We start from the raw sequence: 17,269 nt of genomic DNA, 5'->3' as shown, positions 1-17,269 counted from the left end.
CCGGGGTCAGGGGACGGGGGACAAGGGGGAGAACATGAGCGAGCAACCAGGTCATGAGGTCGAGCGCGACATCAGGGAGGCGGCGGAGACCTCGCCCCGCCCGGCGGGCGCCACTCCCGGGATCGAGGACAGCATCGACGAGCACGAGCTGCGCCGGCTCACCGAGCTCAACCCGGACGACTTCGAGTGACGGCCGGCGGGCCGCCTTCACCGGCCGCCCGAGAACCGCGCTGAACCGCCGCCCCGGCGTTCGCCTCGGGAACCGCCCGACCGGTTCTTGCCACGCTGCCTGCGAGGACGGACGATCACGCGTGCCGCCAGGTGTGAAAGCCGCGTAAAACGGCATGTTCCTGGCAGATCGTAGGCGGAGACGCACGCGGGAGGGTCCATGACGACGGGAAAGAAGGCGGAGCCCGCGCCGGCGGCGACCGTCCGGGTGCTGTTCTCGCCGGGGAACGTCTGGCGGGCCGCGCTCGTCGTCGTCGGCGTCCTGGCCCTGGCGATGTTCCTGCGGTTCGTGCTGACCGACGCGGGCTCGTTCCTCTTCCTCGTCGTGATCGCCTGGTTCCTGTCGCTGGCGATGGAGCCGGCGGTGGGCAGGCTCGCGCGGCACATGCGGCGTGGCGCCGCGGCCGCGGTGGTGATGGCCGGGCTCGGCCTGTTCGCCGCGATCTTCCTGGTGCTGTTCGGGCAGCTCTTCGTGGAGCAGGTGGCGCTGCTGGTCAAGGGCCTGCCGGACGTGCTGGCCGCCGCGACGGAGTGGGTCAACCGGCAGTTCGGGACGAACTACAACGTCTCCGACATCCTGGAATCGGTCAAGCTGACGCCCCAGGAGGCCGCCGGATACGCGCAGGGGGTCCTGGCGGGCGTGCTCGGCGTGCTGGGCACCGTGGCCGGGATGGTGTTCAACATCTTCGCGCTCATGCTGCTGACCTTCTACCTGTCGGCCGACGGGCCGCGCGCCCGCCAGTGGCTGGCGCGGCGGCTGCCCGGCCGCTTCCAGCAGGTCTTCACCAGCGTGTGGGACATCTCGCTGGCCAAGACCGGCGGCTACGTGGCCGCCCGGGTGATCCTGTCACTGATCAACAGCACCGCCTCGACCATCGTGTTCCTGGCGCTCGGCATGCCGTCGTGGCTCGCGCTGGGCGTGTGGACCGGGGTGGTGGCCCAGTTCGTGCCCACCATCGGCACGTACATCGCGATCGCGCTGCCCGTCGTGGTCGGGCTGGTCTCGGACCGGCCGTGGATCGGGCTCGCGGCGCTCGCCTGGGGCATCCTCTACCAGCAGGTGGAGAACCTCACCCTGGAGCCCAGGATCAGCGCGTGGGGGGTGGACATCCATCCCGGGGTCTCGTTCTCGGCCGCGATCACCGGAGCGCTGCTGTTCGGCGTGACGGGGGCGCTGCTGGCGATCCCGACGGTGGCGATGCTCCTGGCGCTGCTGGACACCTTCGGCACCCGCCACAAGCTCGAACCACCGGTCCAGGCCCCCCAGCCCGAAGAACCGCCGAAGGAACCGCCCGCCGGCCAGAAGCAACCGGGCTGACCAGGCCGGGTACGCTTCGGCGGAGATGCTGAAGCTCGATCGGTTGGTGAACGTCCTCGGTGGATACGGGACGCGCCTGGTGTGCGCGCCCGCCTCCCGGGACGTGCCGCTGCGCAGCGTGGTGGTCCACGACCCGGCCGATCCGCGACCGGCGACCGGCGACGTCTTCCTGGCCGTCGGGGTCGGGTCCGCGCCGGAGGCGGTGCGGTTGGGCGCCGCCGCGCGGGCCGCCGCGGTGCTGGTGCGCGACAGCGACAGCGACAGCGGCAGCGACGGCGGCGACGGCGACGACGCGGCGGCCGAGGGCCGGGCCGCGGGGGTCGCGGTGCTGCTGGTCGACCCGGCCGTGTCATGGAGCCAGTTGCTCGGGATCGTGTACGGGCTGGTGCTCGAAGGGCGTGAGACCGAGGCGGGCCGGGGCCCGACCGACCTGTTCGCGTTCGCCGACACGCTGGCCGGAGAGCTGGGCTACCCGGTCACCGTCGAGGACCAGATGTCGCGGGTGCTCGCCTACTCCGGCTCGCAGCAGACCGCCGACCCGGTGCGGCTGGAGACGATCCTCGGCCGGCGGGTGCCCGAGGAGATGCGCGGGCTGCTGGAAGGCAAGGGCGTCTTCTCCCACCTGGCCGCCTCCGACGAGCCGCTGTTCGTGGAGCCGTCGCCCGAACACGGGCTGCGCGGCCGCATGGTGGTGGCGGTGCGGGCCGGGCGCGAGCTGCTCGGGTCCATCTGGGTCGAGTGCCAGCGTCCCCTCGCCGGGCGGCAGCGCGACCGGCTGGCCGACGGGGCCAGGGCCGTGGCGCTCCACCTGCTGCGCTCCCGGGTGAGCGCCGACCTCGAACGCCAGGTGGAGTCCGACCTGGTGATCCAGCTCGTGGAGGGCACCACCGACGCCCCGGCGCTGATCAGCAGGCTCGGGCTGCCCGGCGGCCAGTTCCGGGTGATCGCGCTGCAGGCGCACGTCGGCGCGGAGCGGCACGCGGCGGTGCTCACCGCGTTCGAGCGGGCGACCACCGGGTTCGGCTGGTCGCGGCCGGGCCGCAGCGCGCTGTTCGGCAACACGCTCTACACGGTGCTGCCGTGCGGGAACGACGCCGCCCCGGCCCGCGACTGGGTGCGCGCCATCGTGTCCGTGCTGCCGCGCGGCGTCATCGTGCCCGCCGGGGTGGGCGGGCCGGCCGAGCCGGCGCAGCTGCCCGCGAGCAGGCAGGAGGCCGACGAGAGCCTGGCCCTGCGCGCGGCCGTGCCCGCGGGGCCCGTCGTGTACGACGAGTCGTGGGACGAGATCCTGCTCCAGCGGCTGCGCGCCGCCGCCTCCTCCGGCCGCACCCCGGCCCGCGGTCCCGTCGCCGACCTGACCCGCCACGACACCGAACACGGCACCCGCTACGTCGAGACCCTGCGGGCCTGGCTGGAGGCGCAGGGCGACCTCGCGGCCGTGGCCACCCGGCTCGGCGTGCACCCGAACACGGTGCGCTACCGGCTGCGGAAGATGGCCGCCGTCACCAGCCTGGAGCTCGACCGGCCGGAGAAGCGCCTGGCCATGATCATCGGGCTCGCGCTCCACCAGGGCTGAGCCTTTGTCGCCGATGGACAAAGAGGCGTTGGGCGGTTGTTCTCCCAGCACAGCGCCTTTTGCTCGCGTACCGGTAATCCTTCCCTTATCTGAGGAAGGGGATGGCAGCAATGGGCATCGACGGTGGGCCGCGTACGGCTGTGGTGATCGGCGCCGGTGTGGTGGGTCTGTCCACCGCCTGGTTCCTGCAGGAACGCGGCGTGGAGGTCACCGTGGTCGACCGCGACGGGGTCGCCGCGGGCGCGTCATGGGGCAACGCGGGCTGGCTGTCCCCGGGGCTGGCCATTCCGCTCAACGAGCCCGGCGTGCTCCGTTACGGGCTGCGCTCGCTGCTCGACAAGAACGCTCCGCTGCACGTCCCGGTGACCCCCGACGTGGGGCTGTGGTCGTTCCTGACCCGGTTCGCGCTGCACTGCAACTGGCGCTCGTGGGGCCGCGCCGTGCGGGCCAACCTCCCGTTCAACGAGGAGTGCCTGGAAGCGTTCGACGTGCTCACCGGCAACGGCGTCGAGGCTCCCACCATCGAGGCGCCGATCATGGCGGCGTTCGAGACCCAGAAGCAGGCGGTCTCGTTGCTGCACGAGCTGCGCCGCATCAACGACTCCGGCCTGGAGATCCGCTACGCCGCGTTCGAGGGTGACGAGCTGCGCGCGCAGATGCCGCAGCTCTCGGCCGGCGCCACCGCCGGTGTCCGGCTCGACGGCCAGCGCTACATCGACCCCGGCGCGTTCACGCACGCCCTGGCCGCCGCCGTCACCGCGCGCGGCGGCGAGATCCGGCCGGGCTTCCGGGTCACCGGTGTGACGTCCGAGGCCGGCGGGCACGTGGTCCGGTCCGGCGCGGGCGACGAGGTCAAGGCCGACGCCGTGGTGCTCGCCACCGGCGCCTGGCTGAACAAGCTCGGCGCGGAGTGGGGCGTGCGGACGCGCGTCCAGGCCGGGCGCGGCTACTCGTTCACGGTGCCGACCGACGAGCCGGTGCCGAGCCCCCTCTACCTGGCGGCCGTGCGCGTCGCCTGCACCCCGTACCAGGGCAAGCTGCGGGTGGCGGGCACGATGGAGTTCCGCGACGCGGACGCGCCGCTGTTCGAGCGCCGGGTCGAGGCGATCATCAAGTCGGCCCGGCCGCTCATGACCGGCGTGCGCTGGGAGGAGCGGACCGACACCTGGGTCGGCGCGCGTCCCGTCACCCCCGACGGCAAGCCGCTGGTCGGCGCGACCCGGGTGCCCGGCGTCTACGTGGCGGGCGGGCACGGCATGTGGGGCGTCACGCACGGCCCGGCCACCGGCCGCATGCTGGCCGAGCAGATCACCACGGGCAAGACCTCCGCGATCCTGCGCGAGTTCGATCCCACCCGCTGACACACGCGAAAGGCCACCGCCCCTGGAGGCGGTGGCCTTTCCTGCTTCGGCTCAGAAGCCGATGGACTGGTTCCTCAGCCGGTAGCCGTTCGGGCAGTCGAGCACGTGGCGGCGACCGGTGAACTCCTCCCTGACCTCCACGATCCGGGTGCCGCTGTCGCACCGGATCCAGTGGACGTAGTCGCCCCGGTTGCGGCAGGTGGCCAGCGAGGCGTTGCCGTTGTCGACGGTGCGCAGCTGGCACTCGAAGCGCTCGCCGGTGGCGGCGCTCGCGCTCCCGCCCATCGCGAGGAGCCCGGTGGCGAGCATGGCGGGAACGGCAAGCGAGATGAGGGTCCGCTTGAGCATGAAAACCTCCTGAACGAGGCGATACTTGGCTGTATCGCACCTTTCGTTACGGCGCGTTCACGCCGCGTAGCCATGCTGTCCCCCTGGGCGCGCGAAGCGGGGGACTGGCAGGGCCGAAGAGGTTCAAATCTCCGTCACGTCGGCGGGGCTTCTCGGGCATAGCGGTGTGAACCCCACGGGAACGGGAAGACGGCCCGAACACCATGATCCACCCTGTCCACGGACGTTACGCATCCACACATCACCAGTTGGCGGGCAGGCCGGGCGTGGTCGCGGGCAGGTCGTGGCCCGGCGGGTGGATGACGTAGACCACGCCGCCGCTGCTGGAGCCGCGCAGCCAGACGTTCTCGAAGGCGGCCCGAGGATAGACGCGGCGGACGGCGGCGTTGGTGGCCGAGGCCGGGTCGTTGGCGATGACGTCGCCATCGGCGGTGAAGCCGACCACGACCATGATGTGGCCGTTCGTGCCGTAGCCCGCGCCGGGCAGCTCGTTCTTCTTGAACGACTGCGAGGTGATGACCGGGATGCCCGCGGTGATCAGCTTCTCCAGCTCGGTGAGCGTGCGCAGCCGGGTGACGAAGCCGTCCATGCCGTAGCGGCCCGCGTAGGCGGTGTTGAACGGCCAGTTGCCGGCGCCCTGGTAGGCGTGGTCGTAGGTGTGGCGGGCGGCGTGGTCGACCTCCGGATCGGGATCGGACGGGTCGACCCAGGCGGTGTCCTCCGCGCTCGGCCAGCGGCCCCAGTAGCCGAGCACCATCGTGGTCGAGGTGGGGCTGCACCAGGCCTGGCCGCCGCCGTCCCACTCGGGGTAGTGGCCGGAGTGGACGCTCTGCGAGCGGCGCGGCACGTCCAGCTCGGAGCCCCAGGCGCCGCCGCCGGGGCTCACCGGCACGGTCTTGCGGTCGGGCACGTTGGAGGCCATGGCGCCGAGCGTGCGCACCCGAGGCACGACGGACGAGCCGGGCGCGCGGTAGAGGGTGACGCGCAGCTGGTAGGCCGAGATCTGCCTGCCCTCCGCCGCGACCAGCGTGTCGACGGCCACCCGGGCGTCGTCGTCGCCCTGGCCCGGCACCGACGTGCGGTCGATGTCGCCCTCGCCGTAGGCCCACCGGCCGAGCACGTACCACTTCGTCAGCCCGGAGGAGTTACGGGCGCGCGCCTCGACCTGCACCCAGCTGCCCGCGGGGACGTCGGCCGTCCAGGACGCGATCAGCTCGGTGGCGGTGAACTCCAGCGGCCGCTCGGGGCCGGTCCAGCGGGCGTACTCCCACGTCCTGGTGCCGAGGCGGTCGGTGTAGGAGGTGGTGCCGGCGGCGGTGGCGAAGGCGAGCCCGTCGCCCGCGCTGGTTCCCTCGGGCGTGCCGGCGGCGAAGTCGGCCCGGTCGAACACCACGTCGGCGGCGCCCGCGGCGGGCTTCTTCGGGGCGGCCTCGGCGGGCGCCGTGAGCGCGGTCGCAAGGAGGACGGTGGAGAGGAACGCGGTCAGCGTGCGCATGGACCCACCTTCGTCGGACGCGGCCTGGTCAGCCGACAGTAGGCGCGCCGCCCGGGTCACGCATCGGGGAATCTACGTAGTCACTTGTAGTGACCCTTGGCCTTCCCCTGGGGCTGTGAGTTGCCGGGCGTCTTCGTACGGGCCCGGCCGGAACCGTCGGCCGCCCGTCTGGCGGGGGACGTGGTGTGTCCGGTGACGGCGGTGCGCTGCGTGTGCTCCGTGCGGACCTGGACGCCCTGCTCGCGGGCTTCTCCGGCGCGCGGCCGCGACGAGGGCTCGGCCCTCATGACACCGCTGGGCGCGTCGGCCGTCGGCTGCGGCATCGGGTGGGCGTGCCGGCGCGGCGCGGACGCCGAGTTCAGCGACACGGTGGCGATGACGGTGGTGACCAGGGCCGCGACCGCGGCGGCCTCCCGCCACCGCGAGGCCATCAGCCGCCCGGCCCTGGCGGCCCTCGGCGCCGTCGCCGCGGTCAACGGCCGGGTCCTGGCACGCTTGGACCGGCCGGGCACCTGCCGCAGCAGCTCCTGCGCCCGCGCGGCGTCGGCGCGCTCGGACGGGTCCTTGGTCAGCATCGCCGTGATGACCGGCGCCAGCTCGCCCGCCTGCTCGAAGGGCGCCGGGTCGCGGGTGAGCACGGCGTTGAGCGTGTCGGCCCGGCTGCCGCCCTGGGCGAACGGCGCCCGCCCCTCCACGGCGGTGTAGAGCGTGGCGCCCAGGGACCACACGTCGGACAGCGCGGTCGCCCGCTCGCCGGAGGCGCGCTCGGGGGCGAGGTAGGCGGGCGTGCCCATCACCATGCCCTGCTGGGTGAGCGTGGAGTCGTCGTCGAGCGTGGTGGCCAGCCCGAAGTCGGTGAGCACGGCGTGGCCGTCGGCGGTGAGCAGGATGTTGGCCGGCTTGACGTCGCGGTGCAGCACCCCGGCGGCGTGCGCGGCGCGCAGCGCGGCCAGCACCTCCAGCCCGATCCGGGTGACGGTCGGCACCGCCAGCGCGCCGCGGTCGTAGATCTCGTCGGCCAGGCTCCGCGACCGGACCAGCTGCATGACGATCCACGGCCGGTCGTTGGCCAGCACCACGTCGTACACGGCGGCGATGTGCGGGTGGTGGAGCCGGGCGGCGATGCGCGCCTCCCGCATGGTGCGCTCGATCAGGACGTCGCGGTGCTCGGGCGGCGAGGCCGGGATGGACAGCTCCTTGATCGCCACCTCTCGGTCGAGCAGCTCGTCGTAGGCCCGCCAGACCGTGCCCATGCCGCCCCGGCCCAGCTCGGACCGCAGCCGGTAGCGTCCGGTCAGTAACCGTCCCTCGTCGCGCGCGTCGAGCATGGCAGCAGACTTACCCGACCGTCGCCGCCCCACACAACGCGTCCTCCGGACTCCGTTTGAATATCGTTGTCATGGACGCCCTGGACGGGCCCTCCGACCCGTACGCCCCGACTCTGCCGGAATCGGCCCCGGGCCGCGCTGATCCATGCATACCATTAACCGCATACTGTCCCTTGTCCTGCTTGATAATCATCCCTATGATTCGCCTAAAGACGGGCCTGTGGCACGGTTGTCTACCCTGCCCGCCAGGCTGACGAGCAGAGGATTTGGATCAGTGGGAAGAACCACCCGAGTGGGCATCGCAGTGGTCGCGGCGGCACTGCTGGCGGCGTGCGGCGGCCAGGCGGCCGCCCCTGGCGGGGGCGGCATGTCGACGGCGGCCTCGACCTGGGACGAGGTCCTGAAGAAGGCGTCTGAAGAGGGCACGGTGTCGCTGTACTCGGCCCTGCTCCCCGAGGTGAACAAGGAGCTCGAGACCCGCTTCGAGAAGACGTACCCGGACATCGACCTCAAGATCACGCGCATCGTCGGACCTGAGGTCAGCGCCAAGCTCGACGCCGAGCTCAAGTCCGGGTCGCTCGGGGCCGACATCGTCAACCACGTCAACTACGAGTGGGCGAAGACCAAGGCGGACGAGGGGCTCTTCGCCGAGCCGGTCGGCCCCAACGGCGCCGGTCCCGAATGGAAGGGCACCCCTTACCTGATCGACGATGTCCTGCAGACGTCCGCGCTCACCGCGCTCGGCATCGCGTGGAACACGGAGAAGGTGACCGACCCGCCGGCCACCTACGAGGGTCTCGTCGACCCGAAGTACGGCGGCGGCCAGCTCGGGCTCGTGGACAACCTGGCCGCTCCCATGGCCGACCTGTACGCCTGGCTCGAGGACACCTACGGCGCCGACTACCTGACGAAGCTGGCGGCGCTCAAGCCGAAGTTCTACCCGAGCGCCGTCCCGCTGCAGGAGGCGCTGCTGTCCGGCGAGATCTCCATCGCCCTGTGGGGCGCCAACTCGACGGTCAAGCCGATCAAGGCCTCGGGCGGTCCCATCGACTGGCTCATGCCCGACCCCGGCTGGGCGCCGATGAACCTGGGCTACATGTTCAAGGAGTCGAACAACCCGAACGCGGCCCAGGTGCTGTTCGACTTCATGGCGTCCGCGGAGGGCCAGGAGTCGCTGGCCAAGGACAACCTCAGCGTCCTGCCGAACGTCGCCGGCGCGGTCGAGGCCCCGAAGGAGCTCACCCTGCTCGACCTCACCCGGGCGACCAAGCCCGGCTGGCTCGGGTCGGCGCAGAGCGAGTGGAAGCAGACCTTCGGTCGCTGACGCCCGTCTCTCCCTTCTCCACCAGTCCGCTCCATCGGAGGCCGTAGTAGTGAAAAGCATCAGTGAGGCGCCGCCGGCGGCGGCCCGGCGCGGCACGGACCCGAAGGGTGGGACCAGGTCCGGCCTCTCCCGCCGGAGAGCGCTGCGCCGCCATGCCCTGCCGATCGCCGCGATCATCGTGATCGGGTACCTCGTGCTGGCGCCCCTCGTCCGCCTGCAGCTTCTCGCGCTGGCGGACGGCGGCGCCGGCTACGCCCGCGGCTTCGGCACCGCCGACATCGCGCGCACGATCCTCACGACGCTGCTGCTCGGCCTCGGCTCCCTCGTCATCGGGCTGGTGTTCGGGGCGGTGCTGGCGTGGTACTCGATCCAGCTGCCGCCCCGGGCGCGCTGGATGGCGTCGCTCCCGATCCTGCCCATCGTGGTGCCGCCGGTCGCCAGCATGATCGGGTGGGGGCTGCTCCTCGCCCCGAACTCCGGCACGGTCAACCGGTTCATCCGGTCGCTGCCCTTCTGGACCGGCGGCGACACCGGGCCGATCGACGTCTTCACCGTCCCGTGGATCGTGTTCCTGACCGCGCTCGGGCTGACGTCGTTCGTGTACGTGTTCCTGCGGGCGGGCCTGCTGCGGGTCAACTACGAGCTGGTCGAGGCCGGGCGCACGGCCGGGGACGGGCCGGTGGGCGTCTTCTTCCGCATCCTGCTGCCCGTCGTGCGGCCCTCGCTCATCTACGGCGGCGCGGTGGCGCTGCTGCTCGGCCTGGGCCAGTTCACGGCGCCCCTGCTGCTCGGCTCGATCAAGAACGTCAAGGTCCTGACGACCGAGGTGTACTTCTTCGCCAACGCCGGCCTGGCGGACTACGGCGCCGCCGCCGCGGTCGCGTCCCCGCTCCTGCTGGTCGGGTTCGGCATCGTCGCCCTGCAGCGGATGCTCCTCGGCGAGGAGCGGCGGTTCGTCACCGACGGGGGGAAGACCTCCCGCTACTCCGCGCGGCGCAGCCCGGCCGCGGTCGTCGTCATCGGGCTGTTCTCCGCCGTCGTGGCGCTGCTGCCGCTGCTGGCGCTGATCGCCGCCTCCCTGTCGCCGTTCTGGACCGGCCAGATCGACGTGAGCACGTGGAGCCTCAAGAACTTCCGCGAGCTGTGGGACACGCCGACGGCGGTCAGCGCCGTCCAGACGAGCCTCGTCGCCTCGGGCATCTCCGTGCTCGTGTCGCTGCCGATCGGGTACGTGCTGGCGGACATCCTGCACCGCCGCTCGCTCGACGCCCGCGTCCGCGCGATCGTCGACATCCTGGTCTCGCTGCCGCTGGGGGTGCCCGCGGTGGTGTTCGGCGCCGGGTTCCTGTTCACCTACACCGCGCCGCCGTTCGTCCTGTACGGCACGCCGTGGGTCCTCGTGGTGGTCTACGTGACGCTGATGCTGCCGTTCGCCACCCGCATGCAGCTCGCGGCCCGCATGTCGCTCGGCGACAGCTACCAGGAGGCCGCCCGGGTCAGCGGGGCCGGGCCGGTGCGCACGCACCTCCAGGTCGTCATCCCGATGATCCGCGGCTCGCTCGGCGGCGCGGCCGCGCTCATCTTCGTCCTGCTCACCCACGAGTTCGCCGCGTCGCTGCTGGTGCGGTCGACCCGGACCCAGGTCATGGGCACGACCCTGTACGACCTGTGGCTCAACGTTTCCTACCCTCTGGTCGCCGCCATGGGACTGGTGATGTGCCTGGTGACGGCCGCGGGCGTCATCCTCGCGGTACGGCTCGGGGGCTCCAAAGCATTGGAGAGTTTGTGATGTTCGGTATCGAGAACCTGACGAAGACCTTCGGGTCCGGAGCGGGCCGTTTCACCGCGATCGACGGGCTGAACCTCGACATCCAGGAGGGCGAGCTGGTCGTGCTCCTCGGGCAGAGCGGTTGCGGGAAGACCACGGCGCTGCGCTGCGTGGCGGGCCTGGAGAGCGCCGACGAGGGCGTGATCCGCTTCGGGGACACCGTGGTGTTCGACTCCGGCAGGGGCGTCGACGTCGCCCCGGAGAAGCGCGAGCTGGGCATGGTCTTCCAGTCGTACGCGCTGTGGCCGCACAGGACGGTGCGTCAGAACATCAGCTACCCGCTCAAGGTGCGCAAGCTGACCAAGGCGCTCAAGGAGGAGAAGTGGGTCGAGCAGGCGGCCGACCTGGTCGACTGCGGGCCCCTGCTCGACCGCTACCCGCACCAGCTGTCCGGCGGCCAGCAGCAGCGGGTGGCGCTGGCGCGCGGCCTCGTGTCACGGCCCCGCCTGGTGCTCATGGACGAGCCCCTCAGCAACCTGGACGCCCTCCTGCGGGTCCGCGTCCGCAACGAGCTGCACGAACTGCACCAGCGCCTGGGCTTCGCGGGCCTGTACGTGACCCACGACCAGTCCGAGGCGATGGCCCTCGGTGACCGGGTCGCCGTCATGAACAAGGGCCGGATCGAGCAGATCGGCACACCCCAGGACGTCTTCGAACGTCCCGAGACGTCCTACGTCGCCAACTTCGTCGGTATCACGAACGTCCTGGACCTGGTCCGCGAGGACGGCCGGTGGCGGCTCAAGGCGGCGCCCGACGAGCCCGTGGAGCCGGCGTCGCTCCCGGAGGAGCTCGGGGCGGGGTGCCAGGTGCGGTTCCGGCAGTCCGACGCCGTGATCGTGCCCGCCCCCACGTCCCGGTCGTGCCTGCGTTTCCAGGCCACCGTGGCCGACTCCGTGTACGTCGGCCGCAGCTACGACGTCAGCGTCAGCCTGGGCGACGTCCGGCTCAACGCGCGCGCGGACGCGGCCGTCGCGGCGGGTCTCGACAGGGGCAAGCCGGTCACCGTCGAGGTGCCGTGGCCGGCCTGCGTCTGGTTCGGGACCGACGACCTGCGGGTGCCGGTGGGTGACCTCGTCTCGTCATGAGGGCCGCCGGGCCGGCACGCCGGCCCGGCCGCTCTCACGCGACGATCGCGCCGATGGCCGTCGCGTCGAAGGCCGTGTTCACGTGCGGCCGGCACCGGTTGAGAGCCAGGGGCATGTCCAGCGCGGCGACGCCGGTCACGATCCCGTCCCTGGTGTAGACCGCGAGGAAGCCGTGCTCGTCGTCGCGCATGACGCGCAGGTCGTCCGAGGGGTCAGGGGTGCCCAGGCACTGCAGCTTGGAGCCGTGCTGATCGCTCCAGAAGTACGGGACGTCGGAGAGGCGCCGGGGCGGCGCGTCCGGCCGGGCGATGTTGTGGCCGACGACCACCGCCGTCGCGACCGCGTGGTTCCAGTGTTCGGTGCGCCCGTGGCCGGCGATGCTCGCCACGTCGCCGACGGCGTGGACTCCCTCGACGGGCGTGGCCCCGGTCTCTTCGCACGGCACCCCGGCGGCCGCGTCCAGCCCCGAACCGGCGAGCCACTCGACGTTGGGTACGCCGCCGATCGCGCCGACCACGACGTCCGTCGGCAGGGCTTCGCCGTCGTCGAGCGTGACCGTGAAGCGGCCGGCCTCCGGCTCGGCGCCTGTGATGCGACGCCCGAGACGGAGGCCGACGCCGTGCCGGCGGTGCAGCGCGGTGACGCGTTCCGCCACGGTGGGCCCCAGCGCCCAGAGCGGTGCGGACCCGGCCTCGACGACGGTTACGGACCGCCCGAGGCTCCTGGCCGCCGAGGCGATCTCCAGGCCGAGGAAGCCGGCGCCCACCACGGTGACGTGCGCCGCGGCGAGGACGGCGTCCCGTACCTTGCGGGAGTCCTCCCAGGTGCGCAGGGTCAGCACGGGCAGCGCGGGGTGGATGGCGGGCAGCGCCCGCGCCCGTACGCCCGTCGCGACCACCAGGTGCTCGAACGGCAGGCGGGCGCCGTCGGAGAGGACGAGCCGTTTGTTCTCTCCGTCCAGCCGGGTCGCGCGGACGCCGCGGATCACCTCGATGCCCTGGTCGGCGAGGGCCTCGCCGGACCGCAGCGGCGCCGGCTCCGCCGAGTCGCCGACGAGCGCCGCCTTCGACAGGGGCGGCCGGTCGTAGGGCAGCCAGGGCTCGTCACCCACGATCGTGATCGGCCCGGCATGCCCGAACCGCCGCAGGTTCTCCGCGGTGCGAAGCGCCGCGAGACCACCACCGGCGATGACGACGGGTCCTGGCATCTGCTCTCCTCGGGTGCTGTCTTGACTTTACGCCCATATCAAGGATAACAATTCCTACCATAATCATAGTTGGAGCCCAGGCGTCCGGGCTCTGGTCGTAAGCAGTGCGGAGGGGCAGGCATGACACGCTCATCTATCCTCGATCCGGAGGTCGCGGCGGATCCCCACGCCTTCTATCGGGAACTCCGCGCCGACGCCCCCGTCCTCCAGGACGCGCGGCTCGGATCGTTCCTGGTGAGCACGTACCGCGGCGTCTCCTCGGTCTACAAGGACGCGCGCTTCTCGACCCGCGCCTACACCGGGACCCTTGAGGCCATCCACGGCCGGACGGTCCTGTCGATGGACGGGCTCCTGCACGCGAAGAACCGCGCCCTGCTCACCCCGCACTTCCGCGGCCAGGGCCTCGACCGCGTGCACGCCCTCATCCACCGCACGGCCGGCAAGATCCTGGAGCAGATCGTCCCGCGCCGCGCCCAGCGGCTGGCCGACGAGATGCGCGACAGCGCGGACGGCTCGCGCGTCGACCTCGTGGCGGGGTTCGCGCATCGGTACCCGATCGCGGTGATCGCCGACATGCTCGGGCTGCCGGAGTCCGACCACGAGCTGTTCGCGGGGTGGTACGGCAAGATCATGGCGTTCGTCAGCAACCTCTCCGGCGACGAGGAGGTGCACCGTCAGGGCCTCCAGGCCAGGGCGGACCTGGCCGGCTACATGGCCCCGCTGATCGCGTACCGTCGCGAGCACCCCGGCGACGACCTGATATCGATGCTCGTCCAGTCCCAGGTGGACGACTACCGCATGACCGACGACGAGGTGCGCGCGTACATCAGCCTCCTGCTGACCGCCGGTGGCGAGACGACCGACAAGGCGTTCGGGAGCCTGTGCAAGAACCTGCTGGTCGGCGGCGAGTGGGCCCGGGTGCGCGACAACCGCGCCCTGGTGGACGCGGCGATCGCCGAGACGCTGCGCTTCTCCCCGCCCAGCCAGATCACCACCCGCATGTGCGAGGAGGACGTCGAGCTGGAGGGCGTCCAGGTGCCCGCCGGGTCGACCATGCTGCTGATCGCGGCCTCGGCCAACCGGGACGAGTCGCGCTTCGAGAGGTCCGAGGAGTTCGTCATCGGCCGCCCCGACCTCGACCCGGGCCGGGCCTTCAGCGGAGCGGCGGGCCACCTCTCCTTCGGCACGGGCCGCCACTTCTGCCTCGGCGCGATGCTCGCCAAGACGGAGATGGAGGTCGGGCTCAACCTGCTCCTCGACTCGTTCCCCGGCATGCGGCTGGCCGACGACGCCGAGCCGGTCGACGTCGGCCTGCGCACCCGCGGCCCGCGCGACCTCTACGTGAACCTGGCCGCATGAGCAGGCTCGACGGCAAGGTGGCGCTCGTGTCGGGCGGCGCGGCGGGCCTCGGCGCGGCCTACTGCCGGGCTCTTGCCGCCGAAGGCGCGCGGGTCGTGGTGACCGACGTGGCCGCCGAGGCGGCGCGGGCGGTCGCCGGGGACTGCGGGCCGCACGCCTCGTCCGTGGCGCTCGACGTCGTGGACGAGTCCGCGTGGGCTGCCGCGACCGACCACTGCCGCCGGCGCTACGGGCGCCTCGACGTGCTGGTCAACAACGCCGGCATCGTGCACAGGACCGCCCTCATGGAGACGGACGCGGCATCCTTCCAGCGGGTGCTGGAGGTGAACGCGTTCGGCACATTCCTGGGTATGAAGGCGGTCGTCCCCCTCATGCGCGAAGGCGGCGGCGGCTCCATCGTCAACGTGTCGAGCACGGCCGGGGTGACCGGCTTCCCCGGCATCATCGGCTACACGGCAGGCAAGTGGGCGGTGCGCGGGATGACCAAGGCCGCCGCCGTCGAGCTCGCCCCGTACGGGGTGCGCGTGAACACGATCGTGCCCGGCCTCGTCGAGACCCCCATGACCGCCGGCTTCGCCGGCCCGGGCGGCAGCCTGCGGCGGAAGAAGGGGTCGGTGGACGAGGTCGCGCCGTTGGTCGTGTTCCTCGCCTCGGACGAGTCGGCTTTCTGCACGGGCGCCGACTTCGTCGTTGACGGCGGCGAGACCGCGGCGACACCCGCCGTGCGGAGTTCCCCATGAGGTTCGGCAGGAAGGGACGCTGATGAGCGCCTACAAGATAGAAGTGGACCTGGACCAGTGCCAGGCGCACGGGATGTGCGTCGCCACGGCGCCCGGGCTGTTCGGGATGAGGCCCGACGACTCGAAGGCGATGCCGCTGGCCGACGTCGTGAGCGGTCCGGAGGCCGAGGAGGCGGGCCTGGCGGCCGAAGGGTGCCCCGAGCTCGCGATCACGCTCAGACCGCTCGGCGACTGACAGAGGGAGGAGCCATGCCCGACTGGGCCGCACTCAACACCCTCCTCGGTGACTTCGCCTGGGGTCTCGACACGAAGGACCCGGACGCGGTCCTGGCCTGCTACTGGCCGGGGGCGCGCTACAGCGTCCAGGCCGCCGACGGCACGCTCCACGGCCCCCACGAGGGCCACGACGCGATCCGCGCGCACTTCGGCGGGACGATCGGCCGGCAGACGGACACCCGGCGGCACGTGATCACCAATGTCCGCGTCGCCTCCGTCGCGGGTGCCACCTCGACGGTCGCCGCCTACCTGACGCTCATGGTCACCGTCGACGGGGTGCTGCGGCCGAGGTGCACCGGGACCTACCGCTTCGTCGTCCGGGAGGAGGGCGGCGAGCTCAGGTTCGACGAGAGCTCCGTCACCCTCGACGGCGCGTTCTGACGCCTTCAGCCGGGGTGCTCCAGCAGGTAGTCGCGGAGCACCACGGCCTGGTTGTGCTCGGTGTCCTTGGCCGAGTAGAGCAGGGTCACCGGCCCTTCGGCGGCGGCGTCGAGCAGCGGGCGCAGCGACTCGCGGCCGGCGTCCAGCTCGGCCCGGTAGCGTACGGCGAACTCGGCGAACCGCTCGGGCCGGTGGCCGAACCACTGGCGCAGTTCCTTCGACGGCGCGGCGTCCCGCAGCCAGCCGTCGAGCCGCAGGTCGTCCTTGCGCACGCCGCGCGGCCACACCCGGTCCACCAGGAACACGGCGCCCTCGGCCGGCCGGTCTTCGTACACGCGCTGGATGGTGATGGATCCCACGTCTGCTCGCCTACCCTCTTCCGGCCAGGACACCACGCGGTGGCCGGGAGAAGGTAGGGGCGGACGGCGTACGGACGGGTGCCGAAGGTCCCATCGAGCCGGGGTCGTACGGCTCTGCCCGCGTGATCGCCGGTGCGGTGAACTGTAACCAGCAGCAGGCACCCCTGAAAGGACAGGAGCCATGGCCACCACGTACGACCGCCCCACGGCACGCAGGATCCCGGTGCAGATTCCCGAGGCGCACACCCGCCGCCCCGTCGACTACGTGTGGGCCATCGCCCGGATCGCACTGGGCTGGACCTTCCTGTGGGCCTTCCTCGACAAGACCTTCGGCCTGGGCTTCGCCACCACGGCCGAGAAGGCCTGGCTGGCGGGCGGCAGCCCGACCACCGGCTTCCTGAAGGGCACCGAGGAGAACGCGCTCGGCGGCTTCTTCACCGCACTCGCCGGACACGCCTGGGTCGACTGGCTGTTCATGCTCGGCCTCCTCGGCATCGGCCTCGCGCTCATGCTCGGCATCGGCACCCGGGTCGCGGCGGTCGCCGGCGGCCTGATGATGGTGATGATGTGGGCGGCGGCGCTGCCCCTGACCACCAACCCCTTCATGGACGAGCACCTCATCTACACCGTCGTCCTGGCCGGTCTGGCCATGGCCAACGCGGGCGAAACCCTCGGCCTCGGCAAGACGGCCATCGTCCAGCGGTACCCGATACTCAGGTAACCCCTTCCCCACCGGAGCCCGGTCCTCGTCAGAGGGCCGGGCTTCCGCCTTGACGTTTCCCGGTGGCGGCCTCGGATAGAGGAAGCCCGGAGTTCTTTCATCGAGAAGGATGGGGGCCGGCCATGGGCGCCGACGACAAGATTTCCAACAAGGCCGAAGAGATGAAGGGCCGTGCCAAGGAAGGCATGGGCCGCGCCACGGACGACGAGCGTCTTGAGGCGGAGGGCCGCGCCGACCAGAGCAAGAGCAAGGTCAAGCAGGCCGGTGAGAAGGCCAAGGACGCCGCCAAGCACGTCAAGGACGCCTTCAAGCACTGACCGCACGGCACTGAGGAC

At 71.9% G+C, this 17,269-nt stretch carries 18 protein-coding genes; 13 read left to right on the top strand and 5 right to left on the bottom strand.

Going from position 1 to position 17,269, the window contains the following annotated elements; translation table 11 throughout:
• Positions 1–34 precede the first annotated feature (34 nt).
• The 4 genes from ACIBF7_RS01670 (at position 35) to ACIBF7_RS01655 (ending at position 4,483) form a co-directional block, all read left to right on the top strand.
• Positions 35–190 (top strand): hypothetical protein, encoded by a 156-nt coding sequence (locus tag ACIBF7_RS01670; RefSeq protein ID WP_271276795.1) that lies wholly within the window; start codon positions 35–37, stop codon positions 188–190.
• 198 nt (positions 191–388) lie between these two features.
• On the top strand, positions 389–1,546 hold the full coding sequence (locus ACIBF7_RS01665; protein WP_148035455.1) for an AI-2E family transporter: 1,158 nt from the start codon (positions 389–391) through the stop codon (positions 1,544–1,546).
• A gap of 25 nt (positions 1,547–1,571) precedes the next feature.
• Positions 1,572–3,122 (top strand): CdaR family transcriptional regulator, encoded by a 1,551-nt coding sequence (locus ACIBF7_RS01660; protein WP_271276796.1) that lies wholly within the window; start codon positions 1,572–1,574, stop codon positions 3,120–3,122.
• Positions 3,123–3,223: 101 nt separating this feature from the next.
• Positions 3,224–4,483 (top strand): NAD(P)/FAD-dependent oxidoreductase, encoded by a 1,260-nt coding sequence (locus tag ACIBF7_RS01655; protein ID WP_372452394.1) that lies wholly within the window; start codon positions 3,224–3,226, stop codon positions 4,481–4,483.
• A 51-nt stretch (positions 4,484–4,534) separates the two neighbouring features.
• On the opposite strand, the gene ACIBF7_RS01650 is transcribed toward ACIBF7_RS01655, so the two are convergent.
• The 3 genes from ACIBF7_RS01650 to ACIBF7_RS01640 form a co-directional block, all read right to left on the bottom strand.
• Positions 4,535–4,831 (bottom strand): hypothetical protein, encoded by a 297-nt coding sequence (locus tag ACIBF7_RS01650; protein ID WP_271276797.1) that lies wholly within the window; start codon positions 4,829–4,831, stop codon positions 4,535–4,537.
• A gap of 241 nt (positions 4,832–5,072) precedes the next feature.
• Positions 5,073–6,326 carry a C39 family peptidase gene (locus tag ACIBF7_RS01645; protein WP_271276798.1) on the bottom strand — a complete coding sequence of 418 codons (1,254 nt, stop codon included), beginning with the start codon at positions 6,324–6,326 and terminating at the stop codon, positions 5,073–5,075.
• A gap of 80 nt (positions 6,327–6,406) precedes the next feature.
• Entirely contained in the window at positions 6,407–7,654 is a 1,248-nt protein-coding gene (locus ACIBF7_RS01640) for a serine/threonine-protein kinase (protein WP_271276799.1), read from the bottom strand.
• A gap of 292 nt (positions 7,655–7,946) precedes the next feature.
• Here ACIBF7_RS01640 and ACIBF7_RS01635 point away from each other — a divergent pair, with 292 nt between their 5' ends.
• From ACIBF7_RS01635 to ACIBF7_RS01625, 3 genes are read left to right on the top strand one after another with little or no spacing between them, the layout of a single operon-like run.
• Positions 7,947–8,978 carry an ABC transporter substrate-binding protein gene (locus tag ACIBF7_RS01635; RefSeq protein WP_271276800.1) on the top strand — a complete coding sequence of 344 codons (1,032 nt, stop codon included), beginning with the start codon at positions 7,947–7,949 and terminating at the stop codon, positions 8,976–8,978.
• Between the two features lie 49 nt (positions 8,979–9,027).
• Entirely contained in the window at positions 9,028–10,767 is a 1,740-nt protein-coding gene (locus tag ACIBF7_RS01630; RefSeq protein ID WP_271276801.1) for an iron ABC transporter permease, read from the top strand.
• On the top strand, positions 10,767–11,891 hold the full coding sequence (locus ACIBF7_RS01625; RefSeq protein WP_397196120.1) for an ABC transporter ATP-binding protein: 1,125 nt from the start codon (positions 10,767–10,769) through the stop codon (positions 11,889–11,891). Before ACIBF7_RS01630 ends, ACIBF7_RS01625 begins: the two co-directional genes overlap by 1 nt.
• A 34-nt stretch (positions 11,892–11,925) precedes the next feature.
• On the opposite strand, the gene ACIBF7_RS01620 is transcribed toward ACIBF7_RS01625, so the two are convergent.
• Positions 11,926–13,098 (bottom strand): NAD(P)/FAD-dependent oxidoreductase, encoded by a 1,173-nt coding sequence (locus ACIBF7_RS01620; RefSeq protein WP_397196119.1) that lies wholly within the window; start codon positions 13,096–13,098, stop codon positions 11,926–11,928.
• A gap of 120 nt (positions 13,099–13,218) precedes the next feature.
• On the opposite strand from ACIBF7_RS01620, the gene ACIBF7_RS01615 reads away from it, so the two are divergent.
• Genes ACIBF7_RS01615 through ACIBF7_RS01600 form a run of 4 tightly spaced genes read left to right on the top strand, consistent with a single transcriptional unit; the run spans position 13,219 to position 15,854 of the window.
• Complete coding sequence (locus ACIBF7_RS01615) at positions 13,219–14,457, top strand: cytochrome P450 (protein ID WP_271276804.1); 1,239 nt, start codon at positions 13,219–13,221, stop codon at positions 14,455–14,457.
• Positions 14,454–15,197 (top strand): SDR family NAD(P)-dependent oxidoreductase, encoded by a 744-nt coding sequence (locus tag ACIBF7_RS01610; RefSeq protein ID WP_397196118.1) that lies wholly within the window; start codon positions 14,454–14,456, stop codon positions 15,195–15,197. The genes ACIBF7_RS01615 and ACIBF7_RS01610 overlap by 4 nt, the downstream gene beginning before the upstream one ends.
• Positions 15,198–15,219: 22 nt before the next feature.
• Complete coding sequence (locus ACIBF7_RS01605; RefSeq protein ID WP_148035443.1) at positions 15,220–15,432, top strand: ferredoxin; 213 nt, start codon at positions 15,220–15,222, stop codon at positions 15,430–15,432.
• Between the two features lie 14 nt (positions 15,433–15,446).
• Positions 15,447–15,854: a nuclear transport factor 2 family protein gene (locus ACIBF7_RS01600; RefSeq protein ID WP_271276806.1), complete on the top strand. Its 408-nt coding sequence runs from the start codon at positions 15,447–15,449 to the stop codon at positions 15,852–15,854.
• Between the two features lie 5 nt (positions 15,855–15,859).
• Here ACIBF7_RS01600 and ACIBF7_RS01595 read toward each other — a convergent pair whose 3' ends face one another.
• Complete coding sequence (locus ACIBF7_RS01595) at positions 15,860–16,213, bottom strand: DUF488 domain-containing protein (RefSeq protein WP_261808945.1); 354 nt, start codon at positions 16,211–16,213, stop codon at positions 15,860–15,862.
• Positions 16,214–16,394: 181 nt separating this feature from the next.
• On the opposite strand from ACIBF7_RS01595, the gene ACIBF7_RS01590 reads away from it, so the two are divergent.
• Both ACIBF7_RS01590 and ACIBF7_RS01585 read left to right on the top strand, forming a co-directional pair.
• Positions 16,395–16,934, top strand: a complete 540-nt coding sequence (locus tag ACIBF7_RS01590; RefSeq protein ID WP_271276807.1) for a DoxX family membrane protein — start codon at positions 16,395–16,397, stop codon at positions 16,932–16,934.
• A gap of 122 nt (positions 16,935–17,056) precedes the next feature.
• On the top strand, positions 17,057–17,251 hold the full coding sequence (locus ACIBF7_RS01585) for a CsbD family protein (protein WP_271276808.1): 195 nt from the start codon (positions 17,057–17,059) through the stop codon (positions 17,249–17,251).
• The last annotated feature ends 18 nt before the right edge of the window (positions 17,252–17,269 follow it).

It is taken from the genome of Nonomuraea sp. NPDC050478 (assembly GCF_044458265.1).
Taxonomy (GTDB): Bacteria; Actinomycetota; Actinomycetes; order Streptosporangiales; family Streptosporangiaceae; genus Nonomuraea; species Nonomuraea ferruginea.
The sequence above is the reverse complement of the archived record's forward strand: the minus strand, read 5'-3'. Positions and strand labels throughout refer to the sequence as shown.